20 protein-coding genes are annotated in these 23,765 nt (G+C 53.7%); 11 read left to right on the top strand and 9 right to left on the bottom strand.

The features are described from left to right. The first annotated feature begins 163 nt into the window (after positions 1–163). From moeA to ACETPC_RS11025, 4 genes are all read left to right on the top strand, one after another. On the top strand, positions 164–1,399 hold the full coding sequence (gene moeA / locus ACETPC_RS11040) for a molybdopterin molybdotransferase MoeA (RefSeq protein WP_380181318.1): 1,236 nt from the start codon (positions 164–166) through the stop codon (positions 1,397–1,399). Then, positions 1,399–2,154: a molybdopterin-synthase adenylyltransferase MoeB gene (gene moeB, locus ACETPC_RS11035; protein WP_380181316.1), complete on the top strand. Its 756-nt coding sequence runs from the start codon at positions 1,399–1,401 to the stop codon at positions 2,152–2,154. Before moeA ends, moeB begins: the two co-directional genes overlap by 1 nt. 124 nt (positions 2,155–2,278) lie before the next feature. Then, the gene (locus tag ACETPC_RS11030; RefSeq protein ID WP_380181314.1) at positions 2,279–3,820 is read left to right on the top strand and encodes a diguanylate cyclase domain-containing protein; all 1,542 of its coding nucleotides are present in this window, start codon (positions 2,279–2,281) and stop codon (positions 3,818–3,820) included. Positions 3,821–4,265: 445 nt separating this feature from the next. Then, positions 4,266–4,805 carry a hypothetical protein gene (locus tag ACETPC_RS11025; protein WP_380181312.1) on the top strand — a complete coding sequence of 180 codons (540 nt, stop codon included), beginning with the start codon at positions 4,266–4,268 and terminating at the stop codon, positions 4,803–4,805. Between the two features lie 52 nt (positions 4,806–4,857). On the opposite strand, the gene ACETPC_RS11020 is transcribed toward ACETPC_RS11025, so the two are convergent. The 8 genes from ACETPC_RS11020 to ompX all read right to left on the bottom strand — a co-directional run bounded on the left by ACETPC_RS11020 (position 4,858) and on the right by ompX (position 15,405). After that, entirely contained in the window at positions 4,858–6,450 is a 1,593-nt protein-coding gene (locus ACETPC_RS11020; RefSeq protein WP_380181310.1) for an ABC-F family ATPase, read from the bottom strand. 102 nt (positions 6,451–6,552) lie between these two features. Continuing rightward, positions 6,553–8,040 (bottom strand): sugar porter family MFS transporter, encoded by a 1,488-nt coding sequence (locus tag ACETPC_RS11015; RefSeq protein WP_380181308.1) that lies wholly within the window; start codon positions 8,038–8,040, stop codon positions 6,553–6,555. Positions 8,041–8,552: 512 nt separating this feature from the next. Continuing rightward, a complete protein-coding gene (locus tag ACETPC_RS11010) occupies positions 8,553–10,124 on the bottom strand; it encodes an efflux transporter outer membrane subunit (RefSeq protein ID WP_380181306.1) in 1,572 nt (523 codons plus the stop codon). 1 nt (position 10,125) lies between these two features. After that, positions 10,126–11,694, bottom strand: coding sequence for a DHA2 family efflux MFS transporter permease subunit (locus tag ACETPC_RS11005; protein ID WP_380181304.1), 1,569 nt, complete (start codon positions 11,692–11,694; stop codon positions 10,126–10,128). Continuing rightward, positions 11,691–12,872, bottom strand: coding sequence for an HlyD family secretion protein (locus ACETPC_RS11000; protein ID WP_380181302.1), 1,182 nt, complete (start codon positions 12,870–12,872; stop codon positions 11,691–11,693). Before ACETPC_RS11000 ends, ACETPC_RS11005 begins: the two co-directional genes overlap by 4 nt. Before the next feature lie 108 nt (positions 12,873–12,980). Next, complete coding sequence (locus ACETPC_RS10995; protein ID WP_380181300.1) at positions 12,981–14,096, bottom strand: SLC13 family permease; 1,116 nt, start codon at positions 14,094–14,096, stop codon at positions 12,981–12,983. Between the two features lie 10 nt (positions 14,097–14,106). Beyond that, positions 14,107–14,559, bottom strand: a complete 453-nt coding sequence (gene mntR, locus ACETPC_RS10990) for a manganese-binding transcriptional regulator MntR (protein WP_380181298.1) — start codon at positions 14,557–14,559, stop codon at positions 14,107–14,109. Positions 14,560–14,892: 333 nt separating this feature from the next. Further along, positions 14,893–15,405 (bottom strand): outer membrane protein OmpX, encoded by a 513-nt coding sequence (gene ompX / locus ACETPC_RS10985; RefSeq protein ID WP_380181296.1) that lies wholly within the window; start codon positions 15,403–15,405, stop codon positions 14,893–14,895. Between the two features lie 366 nt (positions 15,406–15,771). Here ompX and rhtA point away from each other — a divergent pair, with 366 nt between their 5' ends. The 7 genes from rhtA to ybiO all read left to right on the top strand — a co-directional run bounded on the left by rhtA (position 15,772) and on the right by ybiO (position 22,779). Then, on the top strand, positions 15,772–16,671 hold the full coding sequence (rhtA, locus tag ACETPC_RS10980) for a threonine/homoserine exporter RhtA (RefSeq protein WP_380181294.1): 900 nt from the start codon (positions 15,772–15,774) through the stop codon (positions 16,669–16,671). Between the two features lie 374 nt (positions 16,672–17,045). Beyond that, the gene (gene dps / locus ACETPC_RS10975; protein WP_380181732.1) at positions 17,046–17,549 is read left to right on the top strand and encodes a DNA starvation/stationary phase protection protein Dps; all 504 of its coding nucleotides are present in this window, start codon (positions 17,046–17,048) and stop codon (positions 17,547–17,549) included. Positions 17,550–17,644: 95 nt separating this feature from the next. Then, positions 17,645–17,908: a DksA/TraR family C4-type zinc finger protein gene (locus ACETPC_RS10970; RefSeq protein ID WP_380181292.1), complete on the top strand. Its 264-nt coding sequence runs from the start codon at positions 17,645–17,647 to the stop codon at positions 17,906–17,908. Between the two features lie 267 nt (positions 17,909–18,175). Further along, positions 18,176–18,922, top strand: coding sequence for a glutamine ABC transporter substrate-binding protein GlnH (gene glnH, locus ACETPC_RS10965; RefSeq protein ID WP_380181290.1), 747 nt, complete (start codon positions 18,176–18,178; stop codon positions 18,920–18,922). Positions 18,923–19,000: 78 nt separating this feature from the next. Beyond that, entirely contained in the window at positions 19,001–19,660 is a 660-nt protein-coding gene (gene glnP / locus ACETPC_RS10960) for a glutamine ABC transporter permease GlnP (RefSeq protein WP_380181288.1), read from the top strand. Continuing rightward, on the top strand, positions 19,657–20,379 hold the full coding sequence (gene glnQ / locus ACETPC_RS10955) for a glutamine ABC transporter ATP-binding protein GlnQ (RefSeq protein WP_380181286.1): 723 nt from the start codon (positions 19,657–19,659) through the stop codon (positions 20,377–20,379). The genes glnP and glnQ overlap by 4 nt, the downstream gene beginning before the upstream one ends. A gap of 129 nt (positions 20,380–20,508) precedes the next feature. Beyond that, positions 20,509–22,779, top strand: coding sequence for a mechanosensitive channel protein (gene ybiO, locus ACETPC_RS10950; RefSeq protein ID WP_380181730.1), 2,271 nt, complete (start codon positions 20,509–20,511; stop codon positions 22,777–22,779). Positions 22,780–22,792: 13 nt separating this feature from the next. On the opposite strand, the gene rlmF is transcribed toward ybiO, so the two are convergent. Further along, entirely contained in the window at positions 22,793–23,725 is a 933-nt protein-coding gene (gene rlmF / locus ACETPC_RS10945) for a 23S rRNA (adenine(1618)-N(6))-methyltransferase RlmF (protein ID WP_380181284.1), read from the bottom strand. Between the last annotated feature and the right edge of the window lie 40 nt (positions 23,726–23,765).

Raw genomic sequence — 23,765 nt, 5'->3', positions numbered from 1 at the left:
CAGGCTGTAAAGTGATGTAAAGCAGAAAGTTGGCGCGGTGATAATAACGAAAGCTTATGATTTATAACCAGCGGCGGCTTTACGTGACCATAATGGCAATTCACGCCATAATAATTTATTTGATTGCATGCCTGCCCGCGCCGACGGGCACGCCGAGGACGTTATGGAAGCTTTTACTGCGGGACTCATCTCCCTTGACGATGCGTTGTCTACCATGCTGGCTCGCATCACGCCGGTTGCCGAAACAGAGACGCTGCCGCTGACAGCGGCAACAGGCAGGATTACTGCCGCCGCCGTTATCTCTCCCATCGACGTTCCCCCTTTCGCCAATTCCGCGATGGATGGCTACGCCGTTCGCCTGGCCGATCTGACATCAGGTGAGCCGTTGGCTATTGCTGGTAAAGCTTTTGCCGGCGCGCCTTTTAACGGCGAATGGCCGGAAGGTAGCTGCATTCGCATTATGACAGGTGCGCCTGTACCGGAAGGCGCAGAAGCCGTAGTGATGCAGGAAGAGACCGAACAGGCCGAAGATAAAATTCGCTTTTTAGCCCAGGCCAATGCAGGACAAAATATTCGCCTGGCCGGCGAGGATATTAAGCAAGGCGCAGGTGTGCTGAATGCTGGCGTACGCCTGGGCGCTGCGGAACTGCCTCTGCTGGCATCGCTGGGCGTAGCAGAAGTCACTGTCAAACGCCGACTGCGCGTGGCAGTGTTCTCTACTGGCGATGAGCTACAGCCAGTTGGTGAACCTCTGGCTGCTGGTCAGATCTATGATACTAACCGCTTCGCGGTGCGTCTGATGCTGGAAAAGCTGGGCTGCGAGGTGATAGATCTGGGCATTATCCGTGATAACCAAACCGCGCTGCGTGCCGCTTTTATCGAAGCGGATAGCCAGGCGGACGTAGTGATCAGCAGCGGTGGCGTGTCGGTAGGCGAAGCGGATTACACTAAAGCTATGCTGGAAGAGCTGGGTAAAGTCGGCTTCTGGAAGCTGGCGATCAAGCCGGGCAAGCCGTTCGCTTTTGGCCGCCTGCAGAACAGCTGGTTCTGTGGTCTGCCCGGCAATCCCGTTTCCGCCGCGCTGACCTTTTATCAGCTTGTCCAGCCGCTGCTGGCGAAGCTTAGCGGCCTTGCCGCCCCTGCGCTACCGCCGCGCCAGCGGGTGAAAAGCGCCAGTAACCTGAAAAAAACGCCGGGCAGGCTCGATTTCCAGCGTGGCAGGCTGGCGCGTAACGCTCAGGGCGAACTGGAGGTCAGCAGCACCGGCCCACAGGGCTCGCACGTTTTCAGCTCTTTTAGTCAGGCGAACTGCTTTATCGTGCTGGAGCGCGAGCGCGGCAACGTTCAGGCCGGAGAGTGGGTTGAAGTCGAGCCATTTAACAGTCTGCTGGAGGGGTAATGCATCCTGAACTCAGCGACGAAGAGATGCTGCGCTACAATCGTCAGATCGTGCTGCGCGGCTTTGATTTCGATGGCCAGGAGCGGCTAAAAGCGGCAAAAGCGCTGATTGTCGGGCTGGGCGGGCTGGGCTGCGCCACCAGCCCTTATCTGGCTTCCGCTGGCGTTGGTCAACTGACGCTACTGGATTTCGATACGGTTTCCGTTTCTAACCTACAGCGGCAAATTTTACATCGCGACGCGCAGGTTGGCGTGGCAAAGGTCGAATCCGCTCGCCAGCAGCTTAGCGAAATCAATCCTTATATTAAGCTGGAGACGGTGGATCGGCAGCTTGAAGATGAAGAGCTTTCTACGCTGATCGCTCAACACGATGTTGTTCTGGACTGTACCGATAACGTTACCACTCGCGAGCAGCTAAACCGCCTCTGCTTCGCCAGCAAAACGCCACTGGTTTCCGGCGCGGCAATCCGTATGGAAGGCCAAATCAGCGTTTTTACCTGGCAGGAAGCGGAACCCTGCTATCGCTGCCTGAGCCGCCTGTTCGGCCAGGCCACGCTCAGCTGCGTAGAGGCTGGCGTAATGGCGCCGCTGGTCGGCGTGATTGGTTCGCTGCAGGCAATGGAAGCCATCCGTCTGTTAACCGGTTATGGCGAAGCCGTGGCAGGCAAACTACTGATGTACGATGCCATGACGCTGCAATTCCGCACGCTTAAGCTGCCGAAAGATCCTCACTGCGAAGTTTGCGGCAACAGCTAACCACCCGCGCGCCCTTTTTGCTACGGCGCGCCCATTCTCTGGCCGTTTCGGCTGTAGAAACAACCAATTCTTGCTACTGCCGCTATAGTTAGATCACTGCGAATGTCGCGTCAGGGAGAATTTCATGAGCGAGGAGCATCGCCCGCAGCCCGATGTCAGCATGCAAAGCCTGCGTCGCCTGCTAATCATCTTTTTACTGGTGATTGGCTGCGCCGTGGTGTTGGTAAACGGCTGGGTGGTTTACAGCATCTGGCAGCGTATTGTGAATGAAACACAGAATGATGCTCACAACTTATCCCAGTCGCTGTCACGCCAGTCTGAAGATACGCTGCTGCCTGTCGAGCTGACGCTACAGGATTTGCGCGATCGCATAACGCTGGTCGGGCTGGACGCCGAGCGGCAGAACTATCTACGCACGCTGTTAATGGAGCGTAAAGCTTCGCTGCCGCAGCTGCATGGCCTGTTTGTCTATGACAGCGCTGGCAACTGGGTGCTGACATCGCAGGGCATGCTTAATCAGCATAGTAACAATGCCGACCGCGCCTACTTTAAATATCATCAGCAGCATAACGATCCCGGTCTGCACATTGATGAAGTGATCCGTAGCCGCAGCACGGGCGATCTGGTTATTCCGCTCTCGATGAGGCTTAATAACCGCGACGGGACTTTTCGCGGCGTGCTGCTGGCTACGCTGCGCATCGACTATTTTCGGCAAATCTTTAGCTATTACAATCTGGGCGATAAGGGCCTGCTGGCGCTGATGACTCATACCGGCGATATCCTCTACGTACGCCCTTTTGCCGATAACCTGCTTAACCGCAATATTGCTAACAGCCCGCTGTTTACCCATTTGCTGAAGGCTTCTTCCAGCGGAACGGCGAACTATAAAGCCGCCCTGGACGGCGTCGAGCGTCTTTTCGGCTACGCCAGCCTGAAACGTTATCCGCTGGTGGTGACTGTCGGCTACGATAAGCAACAGCTGGTGCAGGAATGGCTAACCGAGCTGGTAGTCTATCTGACTCTTTGCGTGCTGCTGCTGCTGGTAATTGCCGCGCTGGGCTGGCTGCTGCTGCGTAATATCGCCTATACCATCCGCGATCAAAAAGAGCTGGCACAAGCGCGCGACAGACTGACGGCAATGAACCATACGCTACAAACGCTGGCGCTGGTGGATAGCCTTACCGGCCTGGCAAATCGCCGTCAGTTCGATCTCTATCTGGATCGTAGCCTTGAGCGTGCTGCTAAGCTGCGAACACCGCTGGCGTTGCTGATGATAGACGTAGACTCTTTCAAGCGTTTTAACGACACCTACGGACACCTGGCTGGCGATGAGTGCCTGAAATACGTTGGTCACGCATTACAGGGAATTCATCATCGCCCCGATGATTTATTTGCGCGCTATGGCGGCGAGGAGTTTGCTGTGATTCTCGGCGACTGCGGTCAGGAAGCCGCCCTTAAGCTGGCAGAGAAAATAAGAGTGACCGTTGCTGCTTTGGCGATCCCACATCGTAACAGCGAAAGCGAGGCTAAAGTAGTTACCATCAGCATAGGGCTACATGTAATGTCCGGCGACAGACAAGAAGATCGCCAGACGCTAATCGGCCAGGCAGATAAAGCGCTTTACAGTGCGAAAGCCAGAGGAAGGAATCGGGTTGAGGTGCAGTGAAACCAGTATTTATATAATTCCGGAAACCAAACCCACAGCCTCTCTCCGTTATCAAAAAACTTAAAGGCAAACACTTATTACGCTGGGGCGCTTTCATTTACATCAATAGCTAATATTCGCCCTGGCGCTTGCTATAAAGCGGCTTTGTTGCATCTTTTGGCCTGCGAAAGGTAATGGGCACAGCGGAGCATCAGGTTAAAATTATCTGGAATGACCTGGAGCATGTAATTCAGAAATGGCTGAAAATTTCTATAACTTGTTTTTTATCATCTTTTCCACCTTGTTCTTTATATATCCTTTTGGTTTCGCCAGACATGATGTTTCTGGCGTTATCGACTGGCAGTAACAACAGGAGTAATTTACAGGGAAAGGAAAAATGGTTATGGAAAAACTCGCCTTCAGGCTCAACGAGCCTGAAAAAAAGGAACAGGGAAAGGAAAAGACAATGGAAAAGTTAACGCAGCGCGTAGAGCACCTTGAAGAAGATACTCATCAGATCAAACTCGATCTGGCCGTCTTAACCGCACGTTCAGAAAATTTCGCCACTAAGGCCGATCTCGCCGAGCTTAAAGCGGAGCTTAAGTCCGATCAATATGAGATGCGCGTGGAATTGCTCAGGGAGATCGGCGCCTGCGATATGCGCGCCAATGCCAGATTCGAGAAAATCGATGAGCAGTTCAGCGGGTTTAATGAGAAATTTATTAAAATCGACGAGCAGTTTAAAAGAGTCGATGAACGCTTTGAAAGAGTGGATGAACAGTTTAAAAGAGTCGATGAACGCTTTGAAAGAGTGGATGAACGCTTTAACAGGGTTGATGAGCAATTCAAAAAAGTAGACGAGCAGTTCAGAAAAGTGGATGCGAGATTCGAAAGCCTGGAGACTAAAATCGGCAATATTGACAGCAAAATCACCTGGACTCTGCTGATCCCGGCGCTGACGGCTATCATCCTCTGGTTTGTCAAAACGGCGATCCTGAAAATCTGACCCGGCTGCTCGCCGGGCCTACAGAGCGGAGCAAGCGCCCCGCTCTTAACAATCAAACGATCCCTTTGCTGCGCAGGTAGTCTTCGTAGTTGCCGGTAAAGTCGTGGATTTTGCCCGGCGTCATTTCAATCACGCGGGTTGCCAGCGAGCTAACGAATTCACGGTCGTGCGAGACGAAAATCAACGTGCCTTCGTACATCTCCAGCGCCATATTCAGCGCCTCGATCGATTCCATATCCAGGTGGTTGGTCGGTTCGTCCATAATCAGCACGTTCGGCTTGTCCATCATCAGCTTGCCAAACAGCATACGGCCCTTTTCGCCACCGGAAAGCACCTTAGCGGGCTTTTTGATATCGTCCTGGCTGAACAACAGGCGACCCAGAATACTGCGCACCGCCTGCTCGTCGTCCCCTTCCTTCATCCACTGGCTCATCCAGTCGAAAACCGTCAGGTCATTAGCGAAATCATGCGCGTGGTCCTGCGCATAGTAGCCAATACGGGCATTTTCCGACCATTTAACCGTGCCGTTATCCGGCTGGATCTCGCCGACCAGCGTTTTCAGCAGGGTCGATTTACCGATACCGTTCGGGCCGATAATAGCCAGCTTTTCGCCAACTTCCAGCAGCAGATTGACGTTTTTAAACAGCGGCCCCTGATCGAAGCCTTTGGTCAGCTCCGCCAGTTCCAGAGCATTACGGAACAGTTTCTTGTCCTGCTCAAAACGGATAAACGGGTTCTGGCGGCTGGAGGCTTTCACCTCTTCCAGCTTGATTTTATCAATCTGTTTTGCGCGGGAAGTTGCCTGGCGCGATTTGGATGCGTTGGCGCTGAAGCGGCTGACAAAAGATTGCAGCTCGTTGATCTGCGCCTTTTTCTTGGCGTTATCTGCCAGCAGACGCTCACGAGCCTGGGTTGCCGCCGTCATATACTCGTCGTAGTTGCCCGGATAAACGCGCAGCTCGCCGTAATCGAGATCGGCCATATGGGTGCAGACCATATTCAGGAAGTGACGGTCGTGCGAGATAATGATCATGGTGCTGTTACGCTCGTTCAGCACCTGCTCCAGCCAGCGGATGGTATCAATATCCAGGTTGTTGGTCGGTTCATCGAGCAGCAGAATTTCCGGATTAGAGAACAGCGCCTGCGCCAGCAGCACGCGCAGCTTCCAGCCTGGCGCTACTTCGCTCATCGGGCCGTAGTGCTGCTCCAGCGGAATACCAACGCCCAGCAGCAGTTCACCGGCGCGGGACTCTGCGGTATAGCCATCCATTTCGCCATATTTCTCTTCCAGGTCGGCCACTTTATAGCCGTCCTCTTCGCTCATTTCCGGCAGCGCATAAATCCGGTCGCGCTCTTCTTTCACTTCCCACAGCTCGCCGTGGCCCATGATTACCGTATCCAGCACCGAGTACTGCTCAAAGGCGAACTGATCCTGGCGCAGCTTACCGATACGCTCGTTGGGATCGAGGGAAACATTACCCGCGGTCGGCATCAGATCGCCACCGAGGATTTTCATAAAGGTAGACTTTCCGCTACCGTTGGCGCCGATCAGGCCATAGCGGTTGCCGCCGCCAAATTTGACAGAGATATTTTCGAACAGCGGCTTACTGCCAAACTGCATGGTGACGTTGCTGGAAACTAGCACAGGATAGCCTTTCGTTTGCGATGGGATAATAAATCAGCGCGCATTATGCCAAAAAAAAGGGGCGGCGAATACACCGCCGCCCGCAGAAGGCTACCCTTTTCGCTAATGGCTTTCCGCCTTGCGTTTCGGTGCCGGCATCGGCCGGGTTTCGGTATCGCTGCTCAACCAGTCATGCAGATAGTGCTCAATCTGCTCCAGGCTACGGTTACGCGTTTCCGGCACGCACTTAATGACGAAGGCTGCGCCGAACAGGCCGATAAAGGCGAAAATAAAGAAGGCGCCGGAAAGCCCAACCGTCGCCAGCAACATCGGAAAGGCCAGCGAAATAAGGAAGTTAGCGATCCACATGGCGAATACCGCGCCGCCCATAAAGATACCGCGCAGGCGAGTCGGGAAGATTTCGGAAAGCAGCAGCCAGGTGACCGGCGACAGCGCGCCCTGCTGGAAGCTCAGAAACATCAGCATCCCCAGCAGTACCAGATAGCTACGCATAACATCGGGCTGGCCGTTAACCGTTTCCGGCATAAAATAGCTGATACAGCCGATAAACAGCAGGCAGGCGGTACAGCCGAACTGGCCGATCATAGTCATGGTGCGGCGCCCGAGCCGGCCCAGCAGCCAGATACCCACGAAGGTCATCAACACGGAGATAGCGCCGTTAGCGATAGTGGCGAACAGCGCCGCATCGGTGCTCATGCCAACCGCTTTCAGCATGGTAGGTGCGTAATACATAATGGTATTGACGCCGGAAAGCTGCTGAATAACCGCCACGCCGATACCGATCAGGAACAGTTTAAATAGCCATGGCTTGCGCAGCTCTTTCAGGCTGGGCTTGCCTTTGTTCTCTTCTTCGCTGAGGGTCTCTTCGATCTCCGTCAGTTCCCACTCTACGTCGCTTTTGGCACGGGTACGCTCCAGCACCTTGCGCGCCTCCGCCAGCCGCCCTTTCATCGCGTACCAGCGCGGCGTATCCGGCATAAACATCATGCCAAACCAGAGCGCCACGGCCGGGATGGTCGCGATCGCCAGCATCCAGCGCCAGGTTTGCTCGCCGCCCCAGGCTGCATTAAAGCCGGCATTGGAGATATAGGCCAGCATCTGACCGGAAACGATCATCAGCTCCTGCAGGGTAACTAATTGCCCCCGCTTGTTGGCTGGCGCTATCTCTGCGATATAGACGGGCACGGTGGCTGCCGCGCCGCCTACCGCCACGCCTAACACCAGGCGGAAGAAAATCATCCAGTTCACATCAGGCGCCATTGAGGTGCCCAGCGCGCCAACAGCAAAAATTACCGCAAGGACAATAATGATTTTCTTCCGCCCGGCTGCCGCAGCAAAATGCCCGGAAACCAGCGCACCGAACGCGGCACCGAACAGCAGCGAACTGGTGACCAGCCCGGTAGTAAACGGCGTTAAATGCAGTTCACTGCCCATAAACAGCAGCGCGCCGGAGATAACGCCGGTGTCGTAGCCAAACAGCAGGCCGCCCAGCGTGGCGATAACGGCGATAACCTTAACAAAGGGTTCCGTTCGCGATGTGCTGTTAGGCCCTGATGCCCGGTTGGGCGTGAGATATTGTTCTTTTGGCATGGTGATCGACCTCTTATCGTTATTCGCAGATCGGGCCGCCAAAAAAAAGCGGCGCCCGGTGAGTTCTCCAGGTCCTTAACTTAGTCTGTTTTTTTCATTTAAAATAACAATGAAAATTAAATTTTGCGGCACAGCTCTCAGAGTATTGCTGGTTTTGTGACGCGAGTATCATAAAATCCGTATTAGTTTCACCTTTATCAGCCATATCTTGAGTTCAGGCACAAAAAGCGCTAACCCAGCCAATAGAAATTTTATTTCATTTTGATGGAAAAACATCAACCTATTTTCGACTTATAGGGTTATTCCGCCGCAACGAATAAAGTGACGGCGAAGCGAATAGCGGGATAAAAACGTCATAAACTTTCAGTTCAGACAAAAGTAAGCCAACGGCAGGGAAGAGTCAGAAGAAACAGGCTGGCGACGGAAAGCCGCAGAGAGTTAAGGCAGGTGATGAAAAGGCAGCTATCAACAGAGCTGGCGAAAGCATTGCGCTTCCGCCAGCTTGCTCAACGTCAGCCTGCGGGCGGCGTATCGCCGGTTTCTGCCGGACCGAACACCGAATAGTTCGGCAGCTGTATGTTTTGATAAAGCTCCCAGCCGCCGCCGAGCGCCTTGTAGAGCGCCACCAGATCCAGACTGGTTTGCACTCTGGCAGAGGCGGCCTGCTGCTTCGCCTGCGCCAGCTGGCGCTGTGCGGTCAGCGCGTCGATAAATGAAGAGAGTCCTTTACCGTAGCTGTCATTAGCCAGATCGAAGGCATTCTGCAATGCATCCACCGTTTGATCCAGCCCTTCCACCTGCTGCTGATCGGTACGGTAGCTAACCAGTGCATTTTCCACATCCTGCAGGGCAGTCAACACCGTCTGGCGATAGCCCAGCGCGGCGCTGGCCTGCTCTGCTCTCGCCAGCTTCACGCCGGAAACCAGTCTGCCACCCTGGAAAATGGGCAGGGAAACCGAAGCGCCGTAGCTATAGAAATGGCTGCTCCAGTTATCCAGATAGCTGGCCTCGGTATTACGCATGCCGAACTGTCCGGTAAGCGAGAAATCCGGGAAAAGCTGCGCCACGGAAACGCCGATATTCGCCGTCGCCTCATGCAGTCTTGCTTCTGCCTGCCGCACGTCCGGACGGCGTCGCGCCAGCGTGGATGGTAGCCCTACCGATACCGCTTTCGGTAAATCTGGCATTGCTTTTGGCACCGCCAGCTCCGCATCCAGCGCGCCTGGTGGTTTGCCGATCAACACGGCCAGCCCGTTCATCGCCTGGTGAATTTGCGACTCATACTGCGGCAGCTGCGCACGCAGTGAATGTAACTGAGCGCGAGCGTTTTCCACATCCATCTGCGGTGCCAGACCGTTGCGTTGCTGGCTCTGCGTTAGCTCAAGCGTTTGCTGCGCCACCTCGATTTGTGTTTGCAGCGTCTGGCTGATTAGTTGCGCGCCGCGCAGCTGTAGGTAAGTGCGAGCTACTTCCGCTTCAAGTGATACCAGCGCATCGTTACGGCTTTCCAATGATTCCTGCTGCTGCGCGCCTGCCGCCTCAACCTGACGGCGCACTTTGCCCCACAAATCCAGCTCCCAGGAGGCATCGAAACTGCCCTGATAAAGCCCAACCGGTTTGGTCAGCCCGTTCAGCGCCGAACTGAGATCGGTATCGTTCTCGCCTCCAACCTGATCCAGCTGGCTATAAACGCCGTTGGATTCCAGCTCGCCTTTCAGGCCGAGCTGCTGGCGCTGTGCCGAAGCCTGCCCGTTAATCGAGGGGAACCAGGCGCCGCGAGCCTGATTAAGCTGCTGACGGGAACCAGCGATGCGCAGCACTGCCTGCTGCAAACTCAAATTCCCGGCGATAGCGCGATCGATCAGGCTGTTTAACTGAGGATCGTTAAATGATTTCCACCAGCCCGGATTAGTCACGGTAGCCTGAGGACGTGAAGCGCGATCCGATGCCAGCGAGTTAAAAGCGGCTGGCGTGGAAGGTTCAGGCGCGCGGTAGTCAGGCCCGACGGTACAGGCTGATAATGCAATAGTCGCAACCAGCAGCACGCCGAGCCGCGAACGTGGGAATAAAGGAATAACGTTCATGTCAGTGTGCTCCTGCACTGCCCTCGCTCTTGATTGGCGCCAGCAGTAAACAAAATGGAATAAGAACCAGGGCCAGGATGCTTAGCCCCATAAAGACATCGATATAGGCCAGAATGCGCGCCTGAGCGATCATTTCTTTATAGACCTGTCCGGTCGCTATAGTAAGAGGATCGCCAACAGCCGAGGTAAAGTCTCTTACCCCTTGCGCCCAGCGTTCTACCGTCAGGTTAAAAGGCTCGTTAAGCGGCGTCATGTTATGCACCATATGCGCACTACGCGCCTGCTCCCGCTCTGTAATCATCGCGGTTGATAGCGAGATACCGATCGAACCCGCCACGTTACGGCACATGGTAAACAGCGCTGAAGCGTCCGCGTTCAGCTTTTGCGGGATAGTTACGAAAGCAATGGTCGTTAGCGGCACGAAAAGGAAACCCAGACCGATGGTTTGTGCACTGCGCATCATGACCAGCGTAGTGAAATCGATGTTCGGCGTTAGCTGCGCAGAGTAGATAAACGAAACAAACAGGCAGGTAAAACCGAAGGCGATAATCCAGCGCGTTTGCACAATCGGCATCAGCTTCAGCACCAGCGGGATAGTCAGCACGATCAGCACTGCGCCAGGCGAAAGCACCAGGCCCGACCAGGTCGCGGTATAGCCCAAATCCTGCTGCGCAAGTTGAGGAATAACCACGGAACTGCCGTAGAGAATAGCCGCCATACCGGACATTAAAATACTGGCAACGGCAAAATTGCGATCTTTCAGTACATGCAGATCCACTACCGGTTTCTTCGCATAAAGTAGCCAATAGACCGCGCCGACCAGACCTATGGCGCTCAAAATAGCGAAAGTCACGATAAAGTTTGAACTGAACCAGTCATCATCCTCGCCACGATCAAGGAATACCTGTAGACAGCCAAGCCCCAGCGTAATCAGGCTGATGCCAATATAGTCAATGGACAGCTTGCCCTTCGCCATCTTGCGTTCCCACGGCGGATCTTCCAGCAGCTGATAGATAGCCAGCACGCTCAGAATACCAACGGGAATATTGATAAAGAACACCCAGCGCCAGCTGTAGTTATCGGTGATCCAGCCGCCCAGCGTTGGGCCAAGCACCGGCGCAACGATAATGGCGATAGAAGAGAGACCGAACGCTTTACCGCGATCCTCCGGCTTAAAGTAATCCAGCAGCACCGACTGCTGCACCGGCTGCAGGCCGCCGCCGAAAAAGCCCTGTAGCACCCTGAACAGGATGATTTGCCACAGTTCGGTAGCGATGCCGCAGAGAAAAGAGCAGACGGTAAACATCACAATACAGATTAAAAAGAACTGCTTGCGGCCGAATACGCGGCTAAGGAAAGCGGAAATAGGTAAGACTATGCCGTTCGCCACCAGATAGGAAGTCAGCACCCAGGTCGATTCGTCATAGCTGGAGGAGAGCGAACCGGCCACGTGCGGCAGCGCCACGTTGACGATGGTGGTGTCCAGGATCTCCATAAACACCGCCAGCGTCACCGTCATGGCGACCAGCCAGGGATTGCTGGCTGGCTGCCAGCTCTGGCCGTGACTCATTCCACCGTTACCTCAGGCTCAACCGACAGGCCCAGCGGTAGCGGTCGGTTGGGATCCAGACCTTTATCAATCACGATTTTCACCGGTACGCGCTGAACAATTTTCACATAGTTGCCGGTCGCATTTTCTGACGGGAAAGTCGAGAAGCGCGAACCGGAGCCCATCTGGATGCTGTCTACGTGCCCTTCCAGCTTCATATCCGGCCAGGCATCTACGGAAATAGTCACCTTATCGCCCGGATTCATACGCTCAAGCTGAGATTCTTTGAAATTAGCGGTGATCCAGACATTTGGCGACACCAGCGAAAACAGCGAGGTGCCAGCCTGCACCAGCGTGCCGACCTGCACATTGCGCTTGGTGACAAAGCCATCGTAAGGCGCGCGTACTTCGGTATAGGAAAGGTTCAGATTAGCCGTATTCAGCTGCGCTTTCGCCTGCTCCACCTGCTGCTGGCGCGCTTCAACATTGGTTTCCTGCTGGCGGATTTGCAGTTGGATTTGCGAGGCGACTTCAACCTGCGCTTTTGCGCTTGCCAGCTCGGCTTTAGCGCTTCTCAATTGCGCGCTTGCGGCATCAATATTTCGCTGCGAAGTGGCACGCGGATCGACACCGCGCTGGCGTTTATAGTCTTCCTGCGCGTTCAGGTAGTTGGCTTCCGCCTTTGCCTGCTGCGCCAGCGCCTGATCTTTCTGCGCCGGATACTGCACGCGGGAAAGCGCCAGCTGCGCCTGAGCCTGATGCAGTTGGGCAGTAGCCAGACCAAGCTGCGCCTGCGCCTGATCGCGCTGGGCCTGATTATCCTGCGGATCGATAACTACCAGCAGATCGCCTTTTTTCACCCGCTGGTTGTCAGTAACCAGCAGCTTAGTGACATAGCCGGAAGCTTTAGGCGCGATAGTGACCGCGTCCGCTTCGGTAAAGGCATCGTCGGTGGTTTCGATATTCCGGCCGGTAAACCAGAAGTAAAAACCAACGATAATCATCACTATGACCACGACTGCCAGAATAATCAGCGGTTTTTTGCCGGGCCGTTTGCGCTCCGGCTGCTCGTCATCTTTTTGCTGGCCGTGGTCCTGCCGCTGGCCGTTTTCCTTGTCGTTATTCGATTGCGAATTATTTTGTGGATGACGCTGGTCATCATCTGAGGAAGAATTTGATTGATTAGCCATAGTTCTCATCAGGTTACGGCGGGCCCAAACCGAGCCCGCAAGATTCACGCTGTTATAAACATAGGGCCAAAATTGACAAATGCCAGTGTTTCTTTACGAAGTCAGACAAGACTCAGGTCAGAGCGCACCAATGCCTAAAAGCAGCAGCCAGCCCAGCGCCATTGCCCACAATAGCATGGGCAGCGAGTAGAAATGAAAGTGCAGCCAGACGGCGCGATCTTTCGCCATGCGCAGAGCGATAAGATTGGCCAGTGAACCGGGCAGCAGACCGAAACCGCCAATATTCACCGCCCATGCCAACAGAGTGCTGGCAGGCAGATTCGCCAGCAGCAGAATGGTGGCCGGAACGTTACTGATAATTTGCGACAGGCCTATGGCCAACAGAAACTGTTTACCTTCTGATAGCTGGGGGATCTGTTGGAGAAGATGCTGCGAGGCGGGCAGTCTGGTCAGCAGAAAAACATCTACAAACATAGCGATAAAGACCGCCAGCAGGCTCCAGTCAATGGCTAACAGCGTGCGGCGTGAGATGCTGAGAAACACCAGAAACACTACCAGCACGCCCCACGCGGTATAGCCCAACTCCAGCGCAGCAATAAACAGCAGATAAAGTATAACGCTGGCAATCAGCAACGAGCGCTGCCACTGCGGCTCCGACTGCTGTTCTGCGCGTTCAATTTGTTTGCCAGAAAAGCAAAGCGCGGTAAGCAGCAGCAGGCTAAGCATCAGCGCCCCGCCCAACGGCAGCATCTGCCCGATAAAACCAATAAAGCCAACTTTACCGTGCTGCCACAGCAAGATGTTTTGCGGATTGCCAATCGGCGTCAGCAGCGAACCGGCGTTGACCGCCAGCGCTTCAAAGATGATCAGCCGGGTAATTGGCAGCGAAGAGTAGCGACGTAACGTCAGCGTTAACGGCACCAGGATAAAAAGCGCGACGTCATTAGTAAGAAAGGTGGAAAGCAGTGCAGCAGCGGCAACCAAAAACAGCGCCAGCGAGCGCCGGGTGCGAAAGCGCTGCACCAGCCGCCTGCCCAGCACGTCAAAATAGCCGCTGGCCTCAATGCCTTTGGTCAGCATCAGCAGCCCGCACAGCGTCAGTATCGTCGACCAGTCAACCGCCGCAGGCAGCTGCCGCAGGGAAAAAGGCGCAAAGCAGGCCAGCGCCAGGCCCAGTAAAACCAACAGATGCAGTAAGCGATCTTGCAGGAAAGGCCTGAGCAGCATTGCCATTATTCACCCATTACTGACGGCTTTCATAAAACTGCTGGAAAATAGCCAGGGTTTCGTCGCTGACGTGATGTTCCAGCCCTTCCGCATCGCGACGGGCCGTATCGGGACTAATGCCCAGCGCCAGCAGGAAAGTTTCAACAATGTGGTGCCGCTTGCGGCTCTCTTCTGCCAGCGCTTCGCCTTCTTCCGTCAGGAAAACACCACGATAGGGAACCTGCTCAACCAGTCCCGCTGTTGCCAGCCTTTTCAGCATCTTCGCCACGGTTGGCTGAGAAACGCCAAGACGCGCCGCCATATCCACCTGGCGGGCCTCGCCAAATTCACGGATGAGATCGGAAATTAGCTCAACGTAGTCATCGATCAGCTCGCGCCGATGGGCTTCACGCACCTGCCGGAAGCCTTCAACGTGCTCTTCTATTTCTTTTAGTGGCGCAGGTACTGCGGTTTTCGCGCGACGACTCATTCAGCTTCCTCTTTATTATTACTGACGCCTGATATCCGCATCAGCCTGTTGGTGCCACATTGTAATCGAAGCTCAAAGAAGCACAAAATTTCGCGCAATAGCAGTAGCTACGAATTATAGCCTGTGCTATACCTGATGATAAAGCGAACAAAGGAGAAGACGATGCAAAAGCCACTTTTACTCAAGCTGCTCTGTCGCTCCCCTTTCACGCTACGGCTGAAACTGCTGGAGATGCTGACGGCGGAGACCAAACCCGGTAACCGACAGGCATAAAAAAATCCGCCACCTGGGCGGATTTTTTATCAGCCAGCCGAAGCTGGTTGTTCAGCAAGCTTAGAAGCTGTAGCCTACGCCAGCGATCCAGGTGCCAACGTCTACGCTGCGGATACGGCTCTGCTCGTAGCCAACATCCAGAGCAACGTTTTCGATGCCTGGGTTGAACTGGAAGCCTGCGCCGTAGGAAACGCCAACGTCGCTGGAGTCAGACTTAACACGGTCTGCTGCGTTCTGCTGGAATTTACCGTAGCCGATACCCACCACGCCGTAGATGCTTGCCCAGTCATTCAGACGGAAAGCAGGACCTGCGGTGATGCCGTAGTACTGACCTTTGTTATAAACGCCAGCATCGGTACGATCTTTCTCGGTGTAGGTGAAAGAACCGATCCAGCCCAGCGGATCGCTGCCGTTTTCGTAGCGGTATTTCAGGTTGAAACCGTTGGCTTTGTTAGCCACGCCCTGCATATCGCTTTGTGCGTAACCACCGGAAACAGTGCTCTGTGCCATTGCTGAACCAGCAGAAACCGCCAGTACGCAAGCCAGTGCTGAAAGACATGCAATTTTTTTCATAACCACCTCAAATGTGAAAGTACTTATCTCCTGACAACGCTGAAAATATAACAAAACTCAGGCAGAAACTCTGCCCCGTTTTTGTTGTCCAAGACAATGTTTGGTGTAACAGGACGTTAATGATTCATTGTATCTTGTTATTTTTTCAGAAATTTTCGGCATTACCGCTTCACCCGACCCGCAATGTAAAAATTTGTTCATTGAGATAAATCTTAAATAAATTGACACTTCTTTACCTTCCCATCCCCTTTTTTCCGAATTTCCTTAACCTTTTTTAGGGGCTGAATCTGCGATTTTTTCCCGGCTGTTGATACACTCCAGGGAACTTTTTTCTCACTTGATGGACAAATAAGGTTGGTTCTAAGGATGTCTTTCTCTTCTTCTCGCGCTTCCCCGATCTGGCTACCCGTGCTGCTGCTGTTACTTGCCATGATATCTATTCAAAGTGGCGCATCCCTGGCTAAAACACTTTTCCCTCTTGTCGGCGCGCCAGGTATCACTGCTTTACGCCTTATGCTGGGAACGCTGATTCTGTTCGTAATTTTTAAACCCTGGCGCCTGCGCTTCAGCCGCCAACGGGTAGTGCCGCTGATCTTTTATGGCCTGGCGCTGGGCGCGATGAATTACACCTTTTACCTGTCAATCCGCACCGTGCCTTTAGGTATCGCCGTAGCGCTGGAGTTTGTTGGCCCGCTAACGCTGGCGCTGGTGGGTTCAAGAAAGCCGCTTGATTTTCTGTGGGTGGCGCTGGCGCTGGCTGGTCTCTGGTTTCTGCTGCCGCTGGGTAAAAGCATGGCGGGTGTAGATCCCAAAGGCGCGTTGCTGGCGCTGACGGCAGGCGCATGCTGGGCTATTTACATCCTGAGCGGCCAGCGAGCGGGCGCAGAGCATGGCCCGGCTACCGTAGCCGTGGGATCGCTGATTGCTTCGCTGGTATTTGTCCCGGTTGGTTTTACCTTCGCCGACAGCGGTATCTGGAATCTGTCGATATTGCCTATCGCCCTGGCGGTGGCCGTGCTTTCTACCGCTTTTCCCTACACGCTGGAAATGGTGGCGCTGACCCGACTGCCGGCTAAAACTTTCGGCACTTTGATGAGTCTTGAACCGGCGATGGGCGCCTTTTCCGGCATGCTTTTTTTAGGCGAGCTGCTGACGCTGCCGCAGTGGCTGGGCCTGCTGGCGATAATTATAGCTTCGGCAGGAGCCACGCTAACGCTTCGCCCCGCTAAACCCAAAATTGAATCTCTTAACGAGTCGGCTAAGTAGCTATATTTTTACACCTGCGCCTTCCCGCTACGGCAATTTAAATAATCCTCTGTTAACGGAGGATTATTTTACTTAAGTCAGATAAATCTGAGATGATAAAATAATTTATACGCGCGCACAGGTTCTATATCTCTTTTTTTGCCTGCGGCCATGAAAATAAAATTGCATTTATAATCAAAAGATTACCCCTCTCGCTCTTAATGAGAATATTTATTAATCTCATTTACCAAAATAAATCACAGCAATACCAGCCAGTTAAGCTGTAAGGCGGCTGCTATTTATACGATAGGCAGTATCTTTATGGCAGGCGCGGAAAGCGCTGCTATACTTGATCGGTACATTCAGGATAACTGACCATTAAGAGGATATTAATGATGAGTACCGCTAAACTGGTAAAAACGACTTCAACCGATCTGCATTACACCCGCAACAACGTGGCTGATGAAGAGAAAAAAGCCACTATTGAAGTGCTGAATCGTCTGGTAACGGAATTCATTGATTTATCCCTGATTACCAAGCAGGCGCACTGGAACATGCGTGGCGCAAACTTTATTGGCGTACATGAAATGCTGGATGGATTCCGTACTACTATTACTGACCATCAGGATACTATCGCGGAGCGTGTAGTCCAGCTGGGCGGCGTAGCGCTGGGTACCACTCAGGTCGTTAATGACCGAACCCCACTGAAAAGCTATCCGCTAAATATCCATACTGTTCAGGATCACCTGAAAGCGTTGGCAGAGCGTTACGCTGTGGTAGCTAATGATACCCGTAAAGCTATTACAGAAGTAGAAGACGAAGATACTGCAGATATCTTCACCGCGGCTTCACGCGATCTGGACAAGTTCCTGTGGTTCATTGAATCCAATATCGAGTAAGTCAGGCTGGGCTGCCAAAACAGCCCGCTTTTCATAGAGTAATTGTAGAGCAGATGAGGCCTTTCATCTGCTCTTCTTATATGGAGGAGAATGCGATGGCCAGCGGTTGGGCACGTGACGATGCCGTACAGGAACAAATTGACTCTACGGTAGAAGATGCTGTGATGCGCGCCAGGCGTGCAATGCACCAGGGTGTTAGCGCCGAGTTTTGTGAAGAGTGTGGCGAAGCTATTCCGCAAGCCCGCCGTGTAGCATTACCCGGCGTGCAATTTTGCCTGCAATGCCAGGCAGAACGTGATAAACAGCAGGCAGCGACGCTTTATAACCGTCGCGGTAGTAAAGATAGTCAGCTACGCTAAAAATATAATTTTTCTTTCCTTCCTAATCCTTTTCACTTTGTTTTTTATCCTCCGCCAGGTTAAAACTGATTTGCACCATTATGAACGTCATGCACCATTATGGTGCCTCATGATGGTGCATGACGCTGCTACAGGCGTGAATATCCCGGCTAAATTGATTCAACGTGCTGTTTTCAATATCTTTTGAAAACCTGGCACGATTCTTTCATATGGCTGCTGGCATTTAATCGGACAAAGCGCTTGTCCGACGGCAATAAGGATAAAAAGATGAAGTCACTTGTTAAGTTTTCCCTGGCTGCGCTGACGCTGGCGTTTGCCGTCTCCTCTACCGCCGCAGAAAAAAAGCTGGTTGTCGCTACCGACACCGCCTTTGTGCCTTTTGAGTTCAAACAGGGTAACCAATATGTTGGCTTCGATGTGGAACTCTGGGCCGCCATCGCTAAGCAGCTGAATCTGGATTACACCCTTAAGCCTATGGATTTCAGCGGCATTATTCCTGGCCTGCAAACCCGTAACGTCGATCTGGCGCTGGCGGGCATCACCATCACCGATCAGCGTAAAAAGGCGATTGATTTCTCTGACAGCTACTATAAAAGCGGTCTGCTGGTAATGGTCAAAGCTAACAACGATCAGGTTAAAGGCATCAAAGATTTAGACGGTAAAGTCGTCGCGGTGAAGAGCGGTACAGGTTCGGTGGACTATGCTAAGCAGCATATTAAATCCAAAGATCTGCGCCAGTTCCCGAATATCGACAACGCCTATATGGAGCTGGGTACAGGTCGTGCGGATGCGGTTCTGCATGATACGCCAAACATCCTTTATTTCATCCATACCGCCGGCAAAGGCCAGTTTAAAGCGGTAGGCGACTCTATCGAAGCACAGGATTACGGCATCGCCTTCCCTAAAGGCAGCGATGAACTGCGCGAAAAAGTTAATGGCGCACTGAAAACCCTGCGTGAAAACGGCACCTACAACACTATTTATAAAAAATGGTTCGGCAGCGAACCTAAATAATAATTTTTATTTTTTTGCAGGCGCGCCTCGCGCCTGCCTTTTTCCACGCTAACAAAGTTTTGACCCGGAGAAATAACAATGCAGTTTGACTGGAGCGCCATTTGGCCATCTATCCCGGCCCTGCTTGAAGGCGCCCGACTGACGCTATGGATTTCCATCCTTGGCCTGTTCGGCGGCCTGATTATCGGTCTTGTCGCCGGTTTTGCCCGCGCCTATGGCGGCTGGCTTTCGCGCAACATCGCGCTGGTCTTTATCGAACTGATCCGCGGCACGCCGATTGTCGTCCAGGTTATGTTTATCTACTTCGCCCTGCCGATGGCCTTTAACGATTTACGCATCGATCCCTTCAGCGCAGCGGTTGTGACTATTATGATCAACTCCGGTGCCTATATCGCCGAAATCACCCGTGGTGCCGTGCTTTCCATCAATAAAGGCTTCCGTGAAGCGGGTCTGGCACTGGGGCTTTCCAGTCGCGAAACGCTGCGCTATGTCATCATGCCGCTGGCGCTGCGCCGTATGCTGCCGCCGCTGGGCAACCAGTGGATCGTCAGCATCAAAGATACCTCGCTGTTTATCGTTATCGGCGTGGCGGAACTGACGCGCCAGGGTCAGGAAATTATTGCCGGTAACTTCCGCGCGCTGGAAATCTGGAGCGCCGTGGCCGTTATCTATCTGTTTATTACGCTGGTGCTGAGCTTTGTTCTGCGTCGCATTGAAAAAAGGATGAAAATCCTGTGATTGAATTTAAAAACGTCTCCAAACATTTTGGCGAAACGCAGGTTCTGCACAATATCGATCTGACGATCAAACAGGGCGAAGTCGTGGTTATTATCGGGCCGTCCGGCTCCGGCAAATCTACGCTGCTGCGCTGCATTAACAAGCTGGAAGAGATCACCAGCGGCGAGCTAATCGTCGATGGACTGAAGGTTAACGATCCGAAAGTAGACGATCGCCTGATCCGTCAGGAAGCGGGCATGGTATTCCAGCAGTTCCATCTGTTTCCGCAGATGAGCGCGCTGGACAACGTAGCCTTTGGCCCTATCCGCGTGCGCGGTGCTAACAAAGCGGATGCGCAAAAGCTGGCGAAAGAGCTGCTGGGTAAAGTCGGTCTGGCTGAACGCGCCCACCACTTCCCGTCCGAGCTTTCCGGCGGCCAGCAGCAGCGCGTGGCTATCGCCCGTGCGCTGGCGGTCAAACCGAAAATGATGCTGTTTGATGAGCCGACCTCCGCACTGGATCCAGAGCTGCGCCATGAAGTACTCAAGGTAATGCAGGATCTGGCGGAAGAAGGCATGACTATGGTTATCGTGACGCACGAAGTGGGCTTTGCAAAAAAAGTCGCTTCACGTCTGATCTTCATTGATAAAGGCCGCATCGCGGAAGATGGCGATCCGGCAGCGCTGATCGACAACCCGCCAGGCGCGCGCCTGCAGGAGTTTTTGCAGCACGTTTCCTGATGCTTTGGGGCGGTTTAGCCGCCCCGCTTTCTCATTTCGCTGTTAAAAAACGCTTCCCGCTCATCCCCTTTTCCCCTGCCGACTATACTTGCTGGTCGATGCTTCTTTGCGTCGCTTCAGGAGAATATGATGTCAGGAACCCTACCATTCTGGCGCTGTACGTTCAGATGGCTACTGTTAGTCGCTTTATTGTTTTGTTGTCAGGCACAGGCCGTGTCGCTGCCTGCCGCCGCCGTTGCTGCTTCCCAGTCGAACTCCTCCGCAGCCAATCCGCCTGCCGAACCCAGCCTGGAAGAGAAAAAAACCGCCTGGGCCGCGCTGGCCACTATTCTGGAAAATGACCAGTCGCGCGCCGAGTTGATCAAGCAGCTGCGCAATGCTTCCGCCAGCGCCTCTGAAACGAAAGATCCCGTACTGGCACCGCCCGACCAGGAGGAAGAAGACAAAACGGTGCTGGAGAGCGTGACCGATGTCAGCCGTCACTTCGGCGGCGAGTTTTTAGGCAAAATTGAGCGGCTACAGCGTAATATCGCCAATGCACCGCACAAGGCCTTTAATCCTAAAACCTTTTATAACGCGCTAAGCCATTTTGCGATGTTGGCCGTTGCGCTTTTCGCTTTTTACTGGCTGATTGGTCGTGCGGTTTCGCCGTTGTACCGCCGCATGGGCGCATGGGGACGTCGCAAAAACAGTGAACGCACCAGCTGGCTGCATCTGCCTGCGATGATTTTGGGCGCTTTTATTATCGATTTGCTTCTGCTCGCCGTGGCGCTGTTTGTCGGCCAGATGCTCAGTGATTCACTGAATGCCGGTAGCCGAACCATTGCCCGTCAGCAGGGATTGTTTCTCAGCGCCTTTGCGCTGATTGAATTTTTTAAAGCTATTCTGCGGCTAATCTTCTGTCCGCGCTTTCCTCAACTGCGTTTTTTCCATATTTCAGACGAGCGCGCCGCCTACTGGAAGAACCGTCTGAGCTGGCTGAGCAGCGTCATCGGCTATGGGCTATTGGTTATCATCCCAATAGTTTCCAATCAGGTTAATGTTCAGATCGCCGCGTTAGTTAATCTGGTTTTGATGTGCGCTATCACTGCCTGGGCGCTATACCTCATTTTCCGCAACCGGCGCTCCGTACAGCTGGCGCTGGTGCAGCTGGCTGACCGCTCAATGAGCTTTTTTTCGCTGTTTATCCGCGCTTTCGCCCTTGTCTGGCACTGGCTGGCCAGCGCCTATTTTATCGCCCTGTTTCTGCTTTCCATCTTTAACCCCGGTGACAGCCTGAAGTTTATGATGTCTGCTACCGTGCGTTCACTGGCGATTATCGGTCTCGGCGCGTTGATTTCCGGCATGCTCAGTCGCTGGATCGCCAAAACTATTATCCTTTCGCCAGAACTGCGCCGGAATTATCCCGAACTGCAAAAAAGGGTTAACGGCTGGGTTTCCATGATGCTAAAACTGGCGCGTACGCTGACTGTTTTCGCCGTTTGCCTGCTGTTGCTTAACGCCTGGAACCTGTTTGACCTCTGGCACTGGCTGACGGTGGGCGCAGGCGTCAAGATGGTGGATGTGATTATCCGTATCGTGATGATCCTGTTTTTCTCTGCGGTAGGCTGGACGCTACTGGCCAGCCTGATTGAGAGCCGTCTCGCCTCCGATTCGCACGGCCGTCCCATGCCCAGCGCCAGAACGCGTACGTTGCTGACGCTGTTCCGCAACGCGCTGGCCGTGGTGATAAGCACTATTACCATTATGATTTTGTTATCGGAGATAGGCGTAAATATTGCGCCGCTGCTGGCTGGCGCGGGCGCGCTGGGGCTGGCCGTTTCATTCGGTTCGCAAACCCTGGTGAAAGATATTATTACCGGTATTTTTATTCAGTTCGAAAACGGTATGAACACGGGCGATTTAGTAACTATTGGCGCAATCACCGGCACGGTGGAACGCATGTCGATCCGTTCGGTAGGCGTGCGTCAGGATACCGGCGCTTATCACATCATCCCGTGGTCTTCGATCACTACCTTCGCTAACTTTGTGCGCGGTATTGGCTCTTTTGTGGCGAATTACGATGTGGATCGCAGCGAGGACAGCGATAAAGTTAACGCCACGCTACAGGAGGCGGTCAGAGAGCTGATGCAGGATGAAACAATTCGCGGCATGGTCATCGGCGAGCCAAACTTCGCCGGGCTGGTGGGGCTGACTAACCAGGCATTCACCGTGCGCGTCTCCTTTACCACCCAGCCGCTGAAGCAGTGGACGGTGCGTTTTGCGCTGGATAATAGGGTGAAAAAACATTTTGATGCGGCAGGGATCAAAGCGCCGCATCCCACTGTTCAGGTAATGCAAACAGGCAGCGAGCCGGATGCGGCCGCTACTTATCCTTCACTGCCTGCGCCGGAGCAATAGATCCGCACGTCCGCTAGCGGCGGCTAATCTGCCGCTCGCGGGCCGCTTTATCCATAAAGGTCCAGGCGATAAAGCGGCTCTGTTTCTGGCCCTGCGCCATTTCTACGGTGCGCACGGCAACCGCGCCGACTTTTTCCAGCGCGCGCCACAGCTCAGGAAGATTCTCGCGGCGTGACACCAGCGAAGTGAACCAGACGCACTGCTTAGCAAAATCGACGCTCTCGTTAATCATCCGGCCAATAAAGGCTTTTTCGCCGCCTTCGCACCAGAGTTCATCCTGCTGGCCGCCAAAATTCAGCGGCGCGTTTTTATCCAGCCCCAGATTGCGCGCCTTGCGCTGGCTGCCCTGCTGCGCGTCGCTGGCGGAAGCGTGGAAAGGCGGATTACAAAGTACGGCATGGTAAAGCTCGTTTTTATGAATAATGCCGCTGAAAACCGCCTGCGCGTTTTTTTGACGGCGCAGACGAACACCGCGGTTTAAGCCGGGATTAGCGGCAATAATGGCGTTAGCCGCGCGCATCGCCTCTTCATTGACTTCGCTGCCGGTAAATCGCCACTCATATTCGCGATGGCCAATTAGCGGATAGATGCAGTTGGCGCCACAGCCAATATCCAGCACGTTAATAGCGCGCGGCGCTACGGAATGATTATCTTCCGCCAGCAGGTCGGCTAAATGATGAATGTAGTCGGCGCGCCCCGGCACCGGCGGACAGAGAAAGCCGTCCGGGATAGCCCATTGTTCAATCTGGTAAAAATGTTTCAGTAAGGCCTGATTGAGCATTTTCACCGCGGCCGGATCGGCAAAATCCACGGATTCGTCCCCATACTGATTTACCGCCACAAAATCCGCCAGCGGCGGGTGGCTGGCAATCAACGCGGGAAAATCATAGCGGCCGCGATGACGGTTACGGGGATGAAGCTGGGGTTTCTCGGTACTTTTTTTCATGAACGGCTCTCTTATCAGCAGGCGCGTAAGATACCTGCTG

It is taken from the genome of Pantoea sp. sgz302252 (genome assembly GCF_042610525.1).
GTDB lineage: Bacteria > Pseudomonadota > Gammaproteobacteria > Enterobacterales > Enterobacteriaceae > Erwinia.
Note: the sequence above shows the minus strand (reverse complement) of the source record. Positions and strands in the feature narration are given on the sequence as shown.